Source organism: Tunturiibacter lichenicola (assembly GCF_051013355.1).
In the GTDB taxonomy this organism is placed as follows: Bacteria; Acidobacteriota; Terriglobia; order Terriglobales; family Acidobacteriaceae; genus Edaphobacter; species Edaphobacter lichenicola_F.
Genome location: NZ_CP132944.1, coordinates 42587 through 57303 on the forward strand (window position 1 = coordinate 42587; position 14717 = coordinate 57303).

The window sequence follows — 14717 nt, forward strand, 5'->3', positions numbered from 1 at the left end:
ATGTTGGACGGCTCTTCTATTCGTTTTGTTTACGTCGCAGGCTGCACGATCTCTCGGATCGAGGCCCAACCTGTCGGACTGCGGGGATAGCGCACGTAAACCACCATGGAACGACCTTTGAAGGTGGTCGAGGCGCCCCCTGCCTTTGGGGTTATTTTTATTGCGAAGAGGCTCTCTTCAACCGCCGTTTCACCTTGAAAGAAGGTGCTTTCGATCTGGTTGTCGATGAACTCCAGCTTGACGGCTTCGAGCGTTCCGAGCAGGTCGAGCCTGAGAGCCTCGATTCCATTCAGATACTTCTGGTAGCTGAGCGCTTTGATCACTTCTGGATGGTGGTATGCAAGGATGCCGGCTACATCGCCGCGCGCGAACGCAGATCGGATGGCGTCGCCGGTCTGTTTGAGTGACTCTCTTTGCTCGGCAAAACCCGAGTACTGCTGTGTAGTTGACGATTGACCGCTGGCGGTCGTCAGCAGCACGCAGGGCGCGGCACGGCAGGCGGTCGTGAGCAGGTCCCTCCGGTTCATCGTGCCTCATATATTCGCATACCGCATAACTGACGGGCCGTTCGATGGCCGTTTCTAGTAGTCTGTAGACGTGATTGCGGCGGTAAAGACTCGATGGTGGATGTTCGGTCTGGCATTGGGCGGGATGGTTGCGGGTTCAATGCTGGTGGGTGAGGCTCGGGCACAAACGCCGAGCGTTGGAATGGTGGCTACAGCAGCGGGTGGATGGAGTCCGGTGCCGATGCCTCCGGCTGCTCCTGCGGTGACGAAGTTCTTCCCTTTGTCTGAGGTGAAGCGTGGAATGCGCGGGGTCGCTTACACGGTCTTTGAAGGGGTAAACCCGGAACCGATGCAGGTGGAGATTCTTGGCGTGTTGAAAGAGGCGCTGGGGCCTGGGCAGGACATGATTCTGGCGCGTCTGCATGGCGACAAGCCGGAGTATACGGGCGTGGTCGCGGGCATGAGTGGCAGTCCGGTGTACATCGAAGGACGATTGGTGGGTGCGCTGAGCTATCGCATCGGACAGTTCAGTAAAGAGCCTATTGCGGGGATTACGCCGATCGAGTCGATGCTGCAGGTTCGCGATGATGACGGCGCAGGGGGGATGAAGCTGGCGAGCGTGAGCACGGAGACTGCGGGCCAACCGGAGATGCGGGCCATGGAGACTCCCCTGGTCTTCGGCGGGTTCAGCGAAGAGACGGTGGAGCGGTTTGGCGATCGATTCCGCGCGATGGGATTGACGCCGGTGGTTGGGTTGGGTGGTGCGGATTCGGCAGCGGTGCAGCCGGAGCCTCTGGTGCCCGGAAGCGCCGTGAGTGCGATCCTGGTGCGAGGGGATCTGTCGATGGCGGGGACCTGCACGGTGACATATCTTGACCCGAAGCGGTTGCTGGCGTGTGGGCACCCGATAACGCAGTATGGGCCGGTGGATATGCCGATGACGAAGGCGATGGTTCTGGCTACGCTGGCGTCACCGCTCAATGCGTTCAAGATCATCAACACGACGGAGACGGTTGGGGCGTTTACGGAAGATCGTGCGTCGGCGATTATGGGCCGCTTCGGTGTTGAGGCGCGGATGATTCCTGTCGTGGTGGAGGTGGTGCCGCCGCCGAATATGGATAAGGCAGCGCCGTCACAGACGAAGACGTTTCACTTTGAGGTGCTGGACAATCGGCAACTGACGCCGTCGGCGATGCTGGTATCGGTCTATCAGAGCCTGCAGACGAACAACACTGCTGCGGAAGAGTTGAGCTACCGGATGACAGGAGAGATCGACGTAAAGGGTCTGCCGCCGGTGCGGATGCAGGGGTTGATGGCGCAGAGTGAGTTCAATCCGGCAACGATCAATGCGGCACTGCTAGTGAATGACCGCTTCAGCAAGGTATATGGGAATGCGCTGGAGCAGCCGGTGGTGACGGGATTGCGGCTGAAGGTTGAGGCAATTCCATCGCGCATGACGGCGGTGCTTGAGTCAGCGCGACTGGGCCGGATTGAGGCGCATGCGGGCGACGAGATTGAAGTAGAGGCGACGCTGCACCCTTATCAGGCAGAGGCGAGGCTGGTTCGTTTGAAGGTGAAGCTGCCTGCGGAGTTGAGTGCGGGACCGATGCGGGTGGTGGTGAGCGATGGCGGGACGGTGGATCGTCTGACGACACGAACGGGAGCGGACCGCTCGGTGGGGCTGGCCGATGCGGTGGCTGCGATGAACCGGATGCATGCGAACGATCGCGTGTACGTAACGTTGCTGGATCATGCGGCGCAGGCGGTGCTGGATGGCGAGGCGTTGCCGGGTGTGCCGCTCTCGATGGCGAATGTGTTGGAGCCGTTGAAGGAGGCTCAGAAGATGCAACTAACGGGTGAGAGCGTGGTGGAGGCGGGATCGGTCGATGCAGGGTATGCCGTGAGTGGATATCAAGTGTTAAATCTTGTAGTGAAATAGGTTGGGCGTCGTGAGTTTTTGCAAGTGCTGACGAACGTTTTGTTACAGGGACGTAATGCTGGTGGGCTTGGTCTGTCGATGTTTTTCTTTTTGCTCGGCCGGGTGTTGTAGCATCAAAGAGTAGGCGCTGCGAGTAACGCGATGCGCCAAAAAGGGAAAGATTTCGAATGAGTGAATTACATGGTCTCGCTGTGCACGCGGCCGGCGCACATTTGCTGCCTTACAAATACGATCCGGGTGAGTTGAAGGCCCATGAGGTAGAGATCAAGATCTCGCACTGTGGTGTCTGCCACAGCGATGTTCACCTGATCGATAACGATTGGGGGATCAGCAAATATCCTTTCATTCCGGGACACGAGATTGTGGGCACGGTTGTGGCGGTAGGCTCGGGCGTGACCGACCGCACGATGGGAGAGCGCGTCGGTGTGGGCTGGCAGGCAGATAGCTGCGGCATCTGCGAATGGTGCCGACAGGGTGAGGAGAATCTCTGCGCGAAGGCGCAGCCGACGTGTGTCGGGCGTAACGGCGGATTTGCAGATCGGGTTCGTGTGAATTCGCGGTTTGCGGTTCCGGTGCCGACCGCGCTTGAGAGTGAAAATGCCGCTCCGCTGATGTGCGCGGGAATCACGGTGTACTCTCCGCTGCGCAACTACGATGTGCGGCCTTCGTCGCGCGTTGGCGTGATCGGGATTGGCGGCCTGGGACACCTCGGAATCCAGTTTGCGAAGGCATTTGGCGCGGAGGTGACGGCGTTTTCAACCTCGAAGGATAAAGAGGCCGAGGCGAAGTCGCTGGGAGCGCACAACTTTGTGAATACCCGCGATACAGGCGCGCTGAAGAAGGTAGCGGGATCGTTCGATCTTCTGCTTTCGACAGTGAGTGCGGATCAGGACTGGCAGGCGTATGTGAATGCGCTGCGTCCGAAGGGGATGTTGTGCCTGGTGGGCGCGTCGCCAGCACCGGTACAGGTTCAGGGTGCGTCGCTTATCACGCACCAGAAGGCAGTCTCGGGGAGCAACACCGGAAGCCCACATGATCTGGCCGAGATGCTGGATGTTGCAGCGCGTCATGGGGTCAAGGCGATTACGGAGCGGTTTGCCATGGCGAAGGCGAACGATGCTGTGACCAAGGTGAAGAAGAATCAGGTGCGGTATCGGGCTGTTCTGGCTAACTGATGCCTGGAGTTTCGCGGTTTAGATAAAGTATTGGATGAAGGCGAGGGCTTTGGCCCTCGCCTTTTCCGTTTGCGCGTCGAATGATGGGACGGTGCTTTAGACTCAGGATCAGAATGATACGACGCGTATTGGTGACAGGATTGGTGGCGGCCGCTGGGCTGCTGCCCGGGTTGGTGAGTGCGCAGGGCACGAAGCTCTGGAGTGTCGAGCGCTACGACGAGATGGAGAAGGGGTCGACCGACGGCGTGGCTATTCGCAGCGACGGGCGGCTGGAGGCGGGACCGGCCACTTCCCTGCTCTATGAGTCAGGCAAGAGCTATGTCTGGTCGATGGCGAGCGATGGTGCCGGAAGTAGCTATGTGGGGTTGGGCGGGACGGCTGCCGGGTCGGCTCTGGTGATGAAGGTGACGTCTGATGGAAAGGGCTCACAGGGCTCACAGATCTTTGCGGGTAAGGAGCTTGCGGTGCAGGCGCTGCGCGTAGCGGCAGATGGAAGCGTGTTGGCTGCGACGTCGCCGGATGGAAAGGTGTATCGGATTCCGCAGGGTGGTGGCACGGCTACGGTTGTGTTCGATCCGTCGCTGACGGAGGAGAAGCCAAAGTATCTTTGGGATCTGCAGGTGGGTAAGGCTGGGGAGATTTATGTAGCGGCGGGAGCGCCGGCGGTGGTGTATCGCGTGCCTGCCGGTGGTGGCAAGGCGGAGGTGTTGTTCAAGACGGCGGATCAGCATATTCGCAGTCTGCTGCTGGCAGCGGATGGAACGCTGTGGGCGGGATCGGATGGGTCGGGCGTGATCTATCGATTTGCGACGGGGACGGCCGGGGCGAAGCCGTTTGCCGTTTATGCCGCCGGGCGGCGAGAGATTACGGCGTTGGCGATGGATGCGGCGGGGAATGTGTATGCAGCGGGTGTTGGGACCAAAGGGCACACGGCGCTGCCACCGTTGCCGGTGACGGGTGGTGTGGGAGTGACGATCACGTTTGTGCAGCCGGGGTCTTCTACCGCGGCTGGGTCGAATTCGCTGGTGCCGGATGGGTCGGAGATCTACAAGATCGCGGTGGATGGTAGTCCGCAGAGGCTGCTGACGCTGAAGGATGACGTGGTGTATGCGTTGGCAGTGCGGAATGGGAGTCTGTTCGCGGCTACAGGAAATCGGGGGCGCGTGTATCGGGTTGATACGAAGGACGCCGGACGATTTACCGATGTTGCGCACCTGGAGGCGTCGCAGGGGATGGCGTTTGCTGCTGGGAAAGACGGGTTACTCGTTGCGACCAGCAACAGCGGAAAGGTGTTTCGTCTGGGCGATGCGATTGCTCCGACCGCAACGTACACGAGCGATGTATTCGATGCACAGGGATTCGCACAGTGGGGACGTGCGGAGGTGAGGGCGAGCGCGCCGTCGGGGTTCGATCTGTTCGTGCGGAGTGGGAACGTTGAGTCTCCGCTGATGGGATGGAGCGATTGGGCGCGTGTAGGACCGGATGGGAGTTTGACGGTGCCGGCGGGCCGGTTTGTGCAGTGGAAGGCTGTGCTTCGCGAGGGCGGCCTGGTCGATACGGTGGCGTTGAATTATCTGCAGAAGAATGTTGCTCCGGTGGTGGATGAGGTTGTGGTGCAACCGGGGGCGCGGGTCGCTGCGAATACTCCGGCTGCGGCGAATGCGACGGTGCAGATTGGGTTTCCTCCTGTTGCCGGAGCTTCGCCGGCTGCGGTCTTCACGCCGGATGCGAGTGCTACTCCGTTGACTGCGCAGAAGGATAAGACTGCGGTGACGGTGCGGTGGATGACGCATGACGACAACGGTGACGACCTGGTGTTTGCCGTGTGGTATCGGGGGGTGGGCGAGGCGAATTGGCGGCTGCTGAAGGACAAGATCTCAGAGAAGTTCTATAGCTTCGACTCCGCGCTGCTGCCCGATGGAAGATACGAGGCGAAGGTGGTCGCCAGTGATGCTCCGGACCATACCGATGCCGAAGCGCTGACGGGCGAGCGGGCGAGTGAGGCGTTTGTCGTCGATACGACTCCGCCGATGCCCGGAGCGCTGGCGGCGACGTTGGTGACGGGCTCGCCGATGAAGATTCATGCGACGTTGGAGGCTCGCGATACTACTTCGCCGATTGCACATGCAGAGTACTCGGTGGATGCCGGGCCGTGGCAGTACCTTGAGCCGGTGGGCAAGGTCTCGGATTCGCTTACAGAGAAGTATGACTTTACGGTAGAGATACCAGCCGCGACTACTCCTGTGCAAGATGTGAAAGAGCATGTGCTGGCGGTGAGGGTGTACGACCGATATGACAATGTCGTGGCCGTGAAGGCGGTCGTGCGGTGAAGGCGCTGCGCGACTGGTTTCCGAAGTACAGGCAGGATGTGGTCCTGTTGGCGGTCGATCTGGTGGGGACGTTTGTCTTTGCCGTAGAAGGTGCGCTGGCAGGTATTCGTGCGGATCTGGATCTGCTGGGGCTGCTTGTGCTGTCGTTCGTGACGGCGCTGGGCGGAGGGACGGTGCGCGATCTGTTGATTGGAGCGGTGCCTCCGAACAGCATTCGGGACTGGCGGTATGGAGCGACAGCGTTTGCCGGTGGTGGAGCGGTGTTTTGCTTCTATCGGGCATTTGAGCACGTGCCGCTGCAGGTGTTGATTACGCTGGATGCAGCTGGGCTGGCGTTGTTTGCGGTGGCTGGTGCGGGCAAGGCGCTGGAGTTTGGAATCAATCCCATGATCGCGGTGCTGATGGGCGTGTTGACAGGGGTCGGTGGAGGGACAATTCGCGATGTATTGCTGACGACCGTGCCAGGGATATTGAATACAGACATCTATGCTTCGGCGGCTCTTCTCGGTGCGGCGGTGATGGTGATCGGACTTGCGTTGAAAGTGCCACGAACGATCGCGATGACTGTCGGTGGCGTGTGTTGCTTTACGTTGCGGATGGTCGCCGTGGCGCTGCATTGGAATCTGCCGAAGGTGATGGCGCACTGAGGCTCGAGTGTCCTGCCGGACGGGCCCCCTGCGCGTGGGGCGGTCACTTCGTGACTTTTGTACCGGTCGGGGTGGTAAAGACTTTATCCGTCCGAGCGTTGCTCGGCACGGGCGGAGTGCTGGATAGTAAGCTGAGACTCGATGCGATTTGAATTTTTTATTGCGGCGCGGTACCTGCGGGCGAAGCGGCGGCAGGCTGTGGTTGGGGTGATCACGGCTATCTCGGTGATTGGAGTCGGCGCGGGCGTGGCGTCACTGATCATCGCGTTGGCGATTACGAATGGAATGCGCAGGGATCTGCAGGAACGGCTGGTGGGATCAACGTCGCATGTAGACCTGATGCGGGTGGCAGGAGATGGAATACGTGATTGGCGGCCGTTGTTGGCGCAGTTGCGGCAGGTGCCGCATGTCGTGGCCGCAGCTCCGGGGCTTTATGGGCAGGTGTTGATCTCGAAGGGCGCGCGTAGTGGAGGGGCGCTGGTGAAGGGCGTGATTCCAGCGGACGAAAAGACCGTAGGCGACCTGCTGCAGAGTGTGACACAAGGATCGGCTGCAGCATTGGAACCAGTGAGCGGCGAGTCGACTGCACAGCAGGTGAGCGGATCGGCCATGCAGGCGATTCCGCCGATTGTGATCGGGCAGGATATGGCCGAGACCCTGGGAGCAAAAGTTGGAGATGGTGTGTTGGTGACGAGTCCGCAGGGAGAGTTGACGCCGCTGGGATTGGTGCCGCGCTATCAGCGATTTCAAGTCGCTGGAATCTTCAAGTCGGGGTTCTATCAGTACGACTCGAGCTACGCGTTTCTGCGGCTGGTGGATGCGCAGAGGCTGTTCAGCGAACCGGATCTAATTTCGGTCGTCAGCTTCAAAGTGGATGATCTGTACCACGCCGATCGTGTGGGGCGGGCGATTGAAGATGCTGCTGGTAAGGGTTTTCAGACGACAAACTGGATGGAACAGAATCGCGAACTGTTTCGGGCGTTGAAGCTGGAGCAGGTAGTGACGTTTATCGTGCTGGCGTTGATTGTTTGCGTCGCTGCACTGAATATTTTGATCGCGCTGACCATGATGGTGATGGAGAAGACGCGTGACATCGCGGTGTTGATGAGCTTTGGCGTGAGGAACGATCAAGTACGCAGGATTTTTTTGCTACAGGGTTTATTGATCAGTGTGATCGGGACGGTTCTTGGATTGATTTTGGGGTATGGGTTGAGTTGGCTGGGCGGGCACTATCGTTTTATCCGGCTCGATGCGGCGGTCTATTCGATCGACTATCTGCCGTTTGCCCCGAGGCTGTTGGATGCGGTGATTGTGGCAGCGGTGAGCCTGGGTGTGAGTTTGATTGCTACGATTTATCCCAGTGGATCGGCGGCAAAGGTGCTGCCAGCGGAGGCGTTGCGGTATGAGTAACCCGAGATTGAGGTACGGACAGTTGGCGCCGGAGGGTTTGGCGAAGATGACGGCGCTTGAACACTACCTGAATACAGAGGCGGCGCTGGAGGCTTCGCTGCTGGGGTTTGTAAGGCTGAAGGTTTCGTTGATGAATGGATGTGAGTACTGCATTCATCTGCATACAGGGGAGTTAAAGAAGCTGAACGAGACGGATGAACGGATCGCTGGCGTCGCGGACTGGCGCGGGCTGGAGATCTACACGAAACGGGAGCGGGTTGCGCTGGCGTGGGCTGAGGCCGTGACGGATATTCAGGACGGCCATGCACCAGACCCGATCTATGACGAGGTGAGAGCGCACTTTAGCGAGGTCGAAACCGTGAATCTGACACTAGTAGTCACGACGATCAATGCATGGAACCGGATTGCGATCTCGTTGGGGGCGTTTCCCGGTCATGCGGGTCAGGATTATTCCAGCCATAGTGAATCGAGTCATAGTTCTGGAGATGCGAGCGGGGTGGTCGCTTGATCGATCCGATCGATGGCGATGTGCAGTTTGAGAATGAAGGCACGCTGGAGCCTCTGCCGATCGTAAAGGAGCGGTCCGTCGTAATGCGGGCCGTGGGCCTGTCGAAGACATACGCGGCGGTGTCTGCGGGACGTGGAGCGGGGCGGCCTGCGCTTGAGTTATTTCGCGGGTTGGATCTGAAGGTGCATGCGGGCGAGATGGTCGCGATTGTGGGGGAGAGCGGCGCCGGGAAGAGTTCTCTGCTGCATCTGCTGGCCGCGCTCGATACGCCGACGGCTGGAGATGTCTGGTGCGGCGAGACCAGGCTGAGCGGATTTACGCCGAAGCAGGCAGCGGAGTTTCGCAATCGCGACGTTGGATATGTGTGGCAGTTTCACTATCTGCTGCCGGAGTTTTCTGCGTTGGAGAATGTAGCGATGCCGCTGCTGGCTCGTGGCATGGGACACAGTGAGGCCTTGGAGAAGGCACGATACTGGCTGGGCGAGGTAGGGCTTGCGGATCGGGCAGACAATCGCTCGGGAGAGCTGAGTGGTGGAGAGCAACAGAGGGTGAGTCTGGCGCGGGCTTTGGTGACGGAGCCGAGGCTGCTGCTGGCGGATGAACCGACGGGCGATCTGGATGGCAAGACAGCCGAGGCGGTGTTCACGTTGATCCAACGATTGCATGAGACGCATGGGCTGACGAGCGTGCTGGTGACACATAATCTGGAGTACGCGGAGAGGTGCGATCGCGTGTTGAGGCTGCGTGAGGGGCGGCTGGTCGATGCGCGAACGGCAGGTGGAGTTTCGACCGTCGGTTGAACGAGCGAGTCTGGCCGAAGGTTGAAACAAAACTGACACGAGCATGTCTTTGGCTTTCTTTCTCTGTTCCGATTTGGTTTCCTGCTGCGCTCTTGCTCGCGCTGGTAAACAATGACATGGAAGGATCTCAGCCGAGCGGCCGATAAACCTGTCATGAGGCAGCCGACGCTCGGGGTTTCGATGATTGTGAAGAACGCCGAGGCGACCCTGGCACGGTGCCTGGAGAGCGTGCTTCCCTTGGCGGATGAGATTGTGATCGGCGATACCGGTTCGACCGACACGACCGTAAGCATCGCACGGAAGTATGGTGCGCGAGTGATTGATGTTCCGTGGGAACGGGACTTTGCGCGGGCACGAAACAGAGTGCTGGCGGAAGGTCGTTGCGACTGGGTTCTGGTGATGGACGGCGATGAGATGCTCGACCCTGAGGGTTTATCGCAGATTCCACCGCTGCTCGAAGGCGGGGAGATCTCTGGCTACGCCGTGTGCCAGTGGCACTATGTTCGCGAGCTGCACAATCGATCCGGTGCTGATGCGGCGCTGCCGAATCCGGTGCGTGTGAAGCAGTCGCGTGAGTATCCGGCGTACGTAACGTCGATTAATACACGGCTATTTCGGCGACGTCCGGAGATATATTTTGAACACCCCGTCCACGAGACCGTTGCGGAACGGCTTGCGGCGCTGGGACGGAGGACTCCGTTGGCGCCGTTCTTGATCCATCACTTTGGATATGTGGAGGATCCGAAGTCGATCCGGCAGGGCAAGAACGAGCTCTACCATCAGCTTGGGGAGGAGAAGCTTCGTGCTGATCCGGACGATCCGCATGCCTGCTTTGAGTTGGGGAAGAGCGAACTGGAGCACCGTCGTGACGCCTCTGCTGCTCTGGGGCTCTTCGAACGGGCCTGCGGGCTGGATCCGCATCGTTCGGAGTTCTGGATCTTTGCCGGAGTCAGTTTGTTGCGCCTTGGGCGGCCGCAGGAGGCCCTCGTTCGTCTGCAACATGCGCGAGCGCTGGGGTCTCAGAGTGCGGTGCTCTATGAGGCAATGGGAGATGCGTTCTACCACCGTGGGGAGTTCAGCCTAGCCTGTGCTGAATATGAGGGTTGCGGTGGAGTTTCGGCGCTGGTGGAGAGCAAGTACGGGGCGGCTGAGGTGCGGATGGGCCAGACGGTACGCGGAGTGGAGCGGATACGCGACGCCGTCGCCAGGGCTCCAGAGTATGCCGAGCTATACGACATCTTGGCAGCGGCAGCGTGGATGGCCGGGGACCGGACGCTGGCGATCGAAGCGGCTCGGATGCGGCTCTCGGTGGGGACGCCCACGGCTGACAACTTTTTGCTTGCCGCGAAACTTTGCTCCTTGTCGGATAGAGCTGGGGAGGCTCACGCGATTGTTACGATGGGGCTTACGCGATTTCCCGAAGACGCCGGACTGCGATCCGCTCTTCGCGGGCCTGAGGTCGCATCGCCTGGCATCGCTCTGAACCTGACTTCCTTCTGAAGTTGGTTCGCGGGACGAATCAATCAATTCAGCGGGTGAGGTGCCAGTCTGTGGCCTCGACGCTGACGACTCGACTTGGCCAATCCACCTTCGTTTGTCTAACGTAGAGAAGATCATCAGGTTGTTGATCCGCTGTGGGGTATCGAATTGGGTTGCACCTGATTTGGTGCTAGTTTTGCACAGGCCACGTCTAACGAAGAGTGCTAAGTTATGCATAACTTTTGAGGGATTTCGAATATTTGGTGCAGACGACTACACTGATAGGAGTGGGATGGGTGCTTCGCAGGTTGAGGTAGCCTGATTTGTCTCCGGGAGCGAGCGGCACGGAGACGGTTGTTGGGACCAACGGCGCTATGGGGCCTTCGGGCTTGCGTGGTGGCTGGCTTGAGGGGATGACATGTTCGAACGCTATACGGAGAAGGCACGACGGGTGATTTTCTTTGCTCGCTATGAGGCTAGTCAGTTTGGATCGCCTTACATCGAGACTGAGCATTTGCTGCTTGGGTTGCTGCGTGAGGACAAGGCTCTGACGAACCGCTTTTTGCGGTCGCACGCATCGGTGGAGTCGATCCGCAAACAGATTGAAGGGCATACAACGATTCGGGAGAAGGTGTCGACCTCGGTCGATCTGCCGCTGTCGAATGAGTGCAAGCGGGTGTTGGCGTATGCCGCCGAAGAGGCTGAGCGGCTGTCGCATAAACATATTGGAACCGAACATCTGCTGCTTGGTCTGCTGCGTGAAGAGAAGTGCTTTGCCGCAGAGATTTTGCAGGAGCGTGGTCTGCGGCTGCCGGCGATCCGCGAGGAATTGCAGCGGACGACGCAGGAGAAGGCCCCAGCTTCAGGCAGCGGTAAGGGACAGCGCGGCGAGCAGAGCATGCTGGCAGAGTTTTCGCGGGACCTGACGCAGTCTGCAATGGATCAGCAGCTTGATCCGCTGGTTGGGCGCGATGCAGAGGTGGATCGGGTAATTCAGATTCTTTGCCGCCGGACGAAGAACAACCCAGTGCTGATCGGTGAGCCGGGTGTCGGTAAGACCGCCATCGTTGAAGGCCTGGCCCAGAAGATCGCCGATGGCGAGGTGCCGAGTTTTCTCGCGGACAAGCGGGTGCTTGCTCTCGATCTCTCGCTGATCGTTGCGGGTACGAAGTATCGCGGCCAGTTTGAAGAGCGGCTGAAGACGATCATGAAGGAGCTGATGGAAAACCAGAACTCCATCGTGTTCATCGACGAACTGCATACGTTGGTAGGCGCGGGATCGGCGGAGGGCTCGCTCGATGCAGCGAACATTCTGAAGCCTGCGTTGAGCCGTGGCGAGATTCAGTGCATCGGCGCGACGACTCCTGCGGAGTATCGCAAATCGATTGAGAAGGATCGCTCGCTCGAGCGCAGATTCCAGGCGGTAAAGGTGCCTCCGCCGAACGAGGAAGATGCGATCAAGATCATCATGGGGATCAAGGAGAAGTACGAGAAGTTTCACGCGGTCAGCTACACCGACGATGCGATTACCTTCTCGGTGTCGCACTCGAGCCGGTATATTCCTGATCGGTTCCTGCCGGATAAGGCAATCGACTTGATCGACGAAGCTGGTGCGCGGGTGAAGCTGCGCCAGACCTCGATGCCTGAGGAGTTGACCGAGGTACAGAAACGGATCAAGTTCATCGTTCATCGCATGGAGAACGCGATTGCGAATCACGAGTTCGAGAAGGCTCGGTTCTACTCGGATGAGGAGCGCAAGGAGCGGGAGAATCTGCGGGCGCTGCGCGACAAGTATCACCTGGATGATTCTTCGGCGGGCATCGTGACGCGTGGAGACATCGAGGACGTCGTGAGCCGCTGGACGGGCGTTCCGATTACATCGCTGAAGGAAGAGGAGACGCAGCGGCTGCTGCGCGTCGAAGAAGAGCTGCACAAGCGTGTGATCTCGCAGGACAAGGCGATCTCTGCGCTGGCGCGTGCGATTCGCCGGTCACGAGCTGGTTTGAAGAACCCAGCGCGGCCGATCGGCAGCTTCCTGTTCCTTGGACCTACCGGCGTCGGTAAGACCGAGATGGCACGGACACTGGCGCAGTTCCTCTTCGGCAGTGAGAAGGCGCTGATTCGCTTCGACATGTCGGAGTTCATGGAGAAGCATTCGGTGTCGAAGCTGATCGGTTCGCCTCCGGGTTATGTGGGCTACGAGGAGGGCGGCCAGCTGACGGAACGCGTGAAGCGGAATCCGTACTGTGTGGTGCTGCTCGACGAGATCGAGAAAGCGCATCCCGATGTCTTCAATCTGCTGCTGCAGGTGTTTGAAGATGGGCAGTTGACTGACGGGCTGGGCAACACGGTCGACTACAAGAACTGCATCATCATCATGACTTCGAACATTGGGGCGAAGCATCTGCAGAAGCGGCAGGGGCTGGGCTTCCAGAGCGATAAGGAAGACATGGTGATGGACAAGATGGAAGAGCTGGTTCGGGGCGAGGTCAAACGGACCTTCAATCCGGAGTTCCTCAACCGTCTGGATGAGATCATCATCTTCACGTCGCTGTCGGATGCCGACCTGATGCAGATTCTCGAGCTGCTCGTGCAGCAGTTGAACGTGAATCTGGTACATAAGGCGATCACGATCTCTGTTGCCGATGACGCCAAGAAGTGGATCATCGAAAAGACAGCGTCAGACCGCAGCTATGGTGCACGCCCCTTGCGTCGCGCGCTCCAGCGGTTTGTCGAGGATCCTCTGTCGGAGGCGCTGATCGGCGGCGGTATCGTCGAACGGCCAGCGTTCCTCGAGGTGTACATGGAGAACAACAAGCTGTTCTACCGTCCGATCTCCTCCGATGGCGAAGAGAAGATGGCTGGGCTTGAATTGACGACCGTATAGTTTCAAAACAGAGTGGAAACGATATGCCCCGGCTTATATGCTGGGGCGTATCGTTTAACGCGGAGGACTTTCCTGCTCATGGACCGTCGTGAATTTGCTGTTTTACTTCCTGCGCTACTGGCTGGTAAAGCTTTACTGCCCGAGGCCGCCGAGGCGCAGGCGCCTGCCGCCGGTGGCCTGGCGGTAATCGAATCAGGAGTGTTCCACCCATCGCCGTCAAAGGCCGGCGCCCAGGAGGGGCACTCATCGCGACGATATCTTATGGGTCTTCTGGAGGCCGGAAATATCCGACTGGAGATGCACGAATCGACGATCCAGGCAGGCGCGCCACATGAGCCGATAGGAACTCATCTGCATAGTGAGATCTGGCTGGTGCGTGAGGGGACCGCGGAGCTGACAACCAACGGCATTGCAAAGAAGATGGTGCCGGGTGATATCGGAATCTGCGTCGCGGGGGATAAGCACTACATTGCGAATATCGGCGACACGCCGGTGACCTATTTTGTGGTCACGGTCGGCCCTCCTGAGTAGGGCCTGACGCAGAACATCCCGGCGGATCAGGCCGGGATGCCCTCGCTGCATAATCTTCAGTTAGACGAGGGATTGTGCGGTCTTGACTGCGCTCTGGACAACATCGCCAGCCTTGTCGACCGCGTTATCAACCTGGCCCTTGGTACGTTTGATTGCCTTCTGGGCCTCGTCGCTGAGACGCTCTGCCTGAGCCTTCAGGTAGTTCCCGGCATCTTCCAAGTAGTCACCGGCGTCTTCCGCTCTCTTGCGAAGCTGTCTGCGGGTCTTGGTTCCGGTTTGTGGAGCGTAGAGGAGAGCGATTGCGGCTCCCGCGCTGACGCCAATGCCGAAGGCGAACCAATAATTCTTTGCACTCATTCGAAGTACCTCGTAAAAGAATTTGCTTCTCAGTTTTATTGCTCTCTAAATATGCTTTCCTTGTTGATTGGATTCGACTCTGTGGAGATTGGTTGGTTATTTTTTAGTCATCTCAAAAGCCGGAAGCGGCGTAAAGGGAATCCTAACA

General features: G+C 59.0%; 12 protein-coding genes. 10 read left to right on the plus strand and 2 right to left on the minus strand.

Annotated features, from left to right (window positions below; translation table 11 throughout):
* Positions 1 to 29: 29 nt before the first annotated feature.
* Positions 30 to 527 (minus strand): YybH family protein, encoded by a 498-nt coding sequence (locus tag RBB82_RS00165; protein ID WP_433973100.1) that lies wholly within the window; start codon positions 525 to 527, stop codon positions 30 to 32.
* A 70-nt stretch (positions 528 to 597) separates the two neighbouring features.
* On the opposite strand from RBB82_RS00165, the gene RBB82_RS00170 reads away from it, so the two are divergent.
* From RBB82_RS00170 to RBB82_RS00215, 10 genes are all read left to right on the plus strand, one after another.
* Positions 598 to 2445: a SpoIVB peptidase S55 gene (locus RBB82_RS00170; protein WP_433973101.1), complete on the plus strand. Its 1848-nt coding sequence runs from the start codon at positions 598 to 600 to the stop codon at positions 2443 to 2445.
* Between the two features lie 167 nt (positions 2446 to 2612).
* Complete coding sequence (locus RBB82_RS00175) at positions 2613 to 3620, plus strand: NAD(P)-dependent alcohol dehydrogenase (RefSeq protein WP_433973102.1); 1008 nt, start codon at positions 2613 to 2615, stop codon at positions 3618 to 3620.
* A gap of 113 nt (positions 3621 to 3733) precedes the next feature.
* Positions 3734 to 5950, plus strand: coding sequence for a hypothetical protein (locus tag RBB82_RS00180; RefSeq protein ID WP_433973103.1), 2217 nt, complete (start codon positions 3734 to 3736; stop codon positions 5948 to 5950).
* The gene (locus tag RBB82_RS00185) at positions 5947 to 6597 is read left to right on the plus strand and encodes a trimeric intracellular cation channel family protein (RefSeq protein ID WP_433973104.1); all 651 of its coding nucleotides are present in this window, start codon (positions 5947 to 5949) and stop codon (positions 6595 to 6597) included. Before RBB82_RS00180 ends, RBB82_RS00185 begins: the two co-directional genes overlap by 4 nt.
* Positions 6598 to 6738: 141 nt before the next feature.
* On the plus strand, positions 6739 to 8007 hold the full coding sequence (locus RBB82_RS00190; protein WP_433973105.1) for an FtsX-like permease family protein: 1269 nt from the start codon (positions 6739 to 6741) through the stop codon (positions 8005 to 8007).
* Complete coding sequence (locus RBB82_RS00195) at positions 8000 to 8515, plus strand: carboxymuconolactone decarboxylase family protein (RefSeq protein WP_433973106.1); 516 nt, start codon at positions 8000 to 8002, stop codon at positions 8513 to 8515. The genes RBB82_RS00190 and RBB82_RS00195 overlap by 8 nt, the downstream gene beginning before the upstream one ends.
* Positions 8512 to 9315 (plus strand): ABC transporter ATP-binding protein, encoded by an 804-nt coding sequence (locus RBB82_RS00200; RefSeq protein ID WP_433973107.1) that lies wholly within the window; start codon positions 8512 to 8514, stop codon positions 9313 to 9315. The genes RBB82_RS00195 and RBB82_RS00200 overlap by 4 nt, the downstream gene beginning before the upstream one ends.
* 153 nt (positions 9316 to 9468) lie before the next feature.
* The gene (locus RBB82_RS00205) at positions 9469 to 10815 is read left to right on the plus strand and encodes a glycosyltransferase (RefSeq protein ID WP_433973108.1); all 1347 of its coding nucleotides are present in this window, start codon (positions 9469 to 9471) and stop codon (positions 10813 to 10815) included.
* A 397-nt stretch (positions 10816 to 11212) separates the two neighbouring features.
* On the plus strand, positions 11213 to 13681 hold the full coding sequence (locus RBB82_RS00210; RefSeq protein WP_433973109.1) for an ATP-dependent Clp protease ATP-binding subunit: 2469 nt from the start codon (positions 11213 to 11215) through the stop codon (positions 13679 to 13681).
* Positions 13682 to 13759: 78 nt separating this feature from the next.
* Complete coding sequence (locus RBB82_RS00215; RefSeq protein WP_433973111.1) at positions 13760 to 14212, plus strand: cupin domain-containing protein; 453 nt, start codon at positions 13760 to 13762, stop codon at positions 14210 to 14212.
* A gap of 60 nt (positions 14213 to 14272) precedes the next feature.
* Here the strand turns inward: RBB82_RS00215 and RBB82_RS00220 are convergent, their stop codons facing one another.
* A complete protein-coding gene (locus RBB82_RS00220; protein WP_433973112.1) occupies positions 14273 to 14569 on the minus strand; it encodes a YtxH domain-containing protein in 297 nt (98 codons plus the stop codon).
* Positions 14570 to 14717 lie beyond the last annotated feature (148 nt).

Bases quoted from the DNA above. Each gene is read 5' to 3' on its own strand.
- RBB82_RS00165 (WP_433973100.1), bottom strand. From the start codon at position 527: ATGAACCGGAGGGACCTGCTCACGACCGCCTGCCGTGCCGCGCCCTGC.
- RBB82_RS00175 (WP_433973102.1), top strand. From the start codon at position 2,613: ATGAGTGAATTACATGGTCTCGCTGTGCACGCGGCCGGCGCACATTTG.
- RBB82_RS00180 (WP_433973103.1), top strand. From the start codon at position 3,734: ATGATACGACGCGTATTGGTGACAGGATTGGTGGCGGCCGCTGGGCTG.
- RBB82_RS00190 (WP_433973105.1), top strand. From the start codon at position 6,739: ATGCGATTTGAATTTTTTATTGCGGCGCGGTACCTGCGGGCGAAGCGG.
- RBB82_RS00195 (WP_433973106.1), top strand. From the start codon at position 8,000: ATGAGTAACCCGAGATTGAGGTACGGACAGTTGGCGCCGGAGGGTTTG.
- RBB82_RS00205 (WP_433973108.1), top strand. From the start codon at position 9,469: ATGAGGCAGCCGACGCTCGGGGTTTCGATGATTGTGAAGAACGCCGAG.
- RBB82_RS00210 (WP_433973109.1), top strand. From the start codon at position 11,213: ATGTTCGAACGCTATACGGAGAAGGCACGACGGGTGATTTTCTTTGCT.
- RBB82_RS00215 (WP_433973111.1), top strand. From the start codon at position 13,760: ATGGACCGTCGTGAATTTGCTGTTTTACTTCCTGCGCTACTGGCTGGT.
- RBB82_RS00220 (WP_433973112.1), bottom strand. From the start codon at position 14,569: ATGAGTGCAAAGAATTATTGGTTCGCCTTCGGCATTGGCGTCAGCGCG.